The following is a 1,742-nucleotide window of genomic DNA, read 5'->3' on the forward strand; positions in this document are numbered from 1 at the left end:
GGCGCCGCCCCGGCGGGCTCGCTTCGCTCGCCTGTTCGCGAACGTAATCGGCCGTTTAGACGATCCGGAGGCGGCCTCCGCCCCAGGGCCCGAAGGTCCACGGTGCCAGCCGTCGCGCAGGCCGGCCGTCAATTCCCGGGATCGGAGCCCGGCTCGTCCGCCTCCTCCTCCTCCACGTCCGGACCCGGCGGCAGCTTCTCGAGCCGGTCCCGCACGAGGGTCTGGTGCTTCTGCTCCTCGGCGCGCAGCTCCTCGAAGAGCGCCCGCACGTCTGGATCCTTCACGTAGGGCAGCGCGGAGGAGAAGAAGTCGAACGCCTTCTTCTCGGACGAGAGCGCGACCTCCAGCGCCTGGCGGGCGGACATGAACACGCGCGGCTGGCCGGGGTCGGGGGCCTCGACGTCGTAGAGCTGCTCGCGCGAGACGCGCCGCGGGGCGTCGCCGAACCTCGCGCGGCGCCGCTCGGCGAGCTCCGTGCCGTGGCGCTTCTCGTAGGAGGCCATGAGCATGAACATGTCGGAGGCGTCCCCGGCGTAGCGGCCGCCCACGATCCGGGTGAACTCCTGGTAACGATCGCGCGCCTCCTCCTCGATCAGGATCGCGAGATCGAGGGCGTCCTGCAGGTTCAGCTTGGCGAAGTCGATCGCGGCGTCGTTCATGGTTCCTCCAGGCGTGGGCGCCTGCGCTGCGCGGGTCGAGGGAGCCCAGCAGACCTAACGCTGCACATCGCCGAGCGATGCACCGCCCTGGGTCTCCGTGTGGGGGCTTCTCGCCCCGGCGGCTGGAGCGCAGCGTTGCCGTGGCCCGCCCGGGAGCCGGACGTGCGGGCGAGGCGGTTCCCGAGCTTGCCCGGCCCACAGGCCCTCAGGATGTCCACGCCGCATCGCCCCTCGGCGCTCGAGCCGGCCGCGCCCCCGGCCATCGACGAGGCGCTCGTCGGCGGGAAGCTCGTCCCCCTGATGGAGCGGCTCGTCCGGCTCGGGTGGTTCTCGTTCGAGGTGGAGGGAGCGGAGCACCTCCCGCGGAGCGGCCGGCTCGTCCTCGCGCCCAACCACGCGGGCTGGTTCGCGCTCGACGCGTTCTTCCTCGCGCTGGCGGTGCGCCGTGTCCTCGGGCGCGAGGCGAGCCCGTACTTCGCCGCGGCCGACGCGGCCCTGGCCGCGCCGGTCCTCGGGCCGTTCCTGCGGCGCCTCGGCGCGCTGCCGGCGTCGTCCTTCCGGCGGCCCGAGCGCCTCCCGCCGGAGATCCGCACGGTCGGCGTGTTCCCGGAGGGCGTCGAGGGGAACACGAAGCCCTTCTGGGAGGCCTACCGGATGCGGCCGTGGAACCGCGGGTTCGTCCGCGTCGCCGCGGCCCTGGACGCGCCCATCGTCCCCGTCGCGATCCTCGGGGGCGAGGAGAGCCTGCCGGTGGCCTGGACGGTGCGCTTCCTCGAGCCGCTCATCGGCTCCTCCATCGGGCTGCCGGTGTTCGCCCTCCCGCTGCCGGCGCGGTGGAAGGTGGTGTTCCACCCGCCCGTCGAGGTCGGCGCGCGCGGGCGCGACGCCCTCGTCGACTCCGAGTACAGCAGCGCCGTCGCGCGCGAGGTGCAGCGCACGGTGCAGGAGACCCTCGACCACGCCGCGGCGCACCGGACGCTCGCGCAGGTCGCCTCGCTCGTCGCGCTCGTGCGCGGAGCGCGCCACGCCGAGGCGGAGGAGGCCGCCGGGCCGCCCACCCCGCCGCGCGGCGCTGCGCGCGAG

2 protein-coding genes are annotated in these 1,742 nt (G+C 74.7%); one reads left to right on the top strand and one right to left on the bottom strand.

Translation table 11 applies throughout. From position 1 onward, the window contains the following. Positions 1 to 128 precede the first annotated feature (128 nt). Positions 129 to 659 (bottom strand): ferritin family protein, encoded by a 531-nt coding sequence (locus tag MNZ29_RS23980; RefSeq protein WP_242340480.1) that lies wholly within the window; start codon positions 657 to 659, stop codon positions 129 to 131. 210 nt (positions 660 to 869) lie between these two features. On the opposite strand from MNZ29_RS23980, the gene MNZ29_RS23985 reads away from it, so the two are divergent. Next, positions 870 to 1,742 (top strand): 1-acyl-sn-glycerol-3-phosphate acyltransferase (locus tag MNZ29_RS23985; RefSeq protein WP_242357105.1); only part of this gene is annotated, 873 nt, incomplete at its 3' end.

It is taken from the genome of Anaeromyxobacter sp. SG64, from assembly GCF_022690745.1.
Classification (GTDB): Bacteria; Myxococcota; Myxococcia; order Myxococcales; family Anaeromyxobacteraceae; genus Anaeromyxobacter; species Anaeromyxobacter soli.

What these genes read in the sequence shown, in the direction of transcription:
- MNZ29_RS23980 (WP_242340480.1), bottom strand. Translation starts at nt 659, where the DNA reads ATGAACGACGCCGCGATCGACTTCGCCAAGCTGAACCTGCAGGACGCC.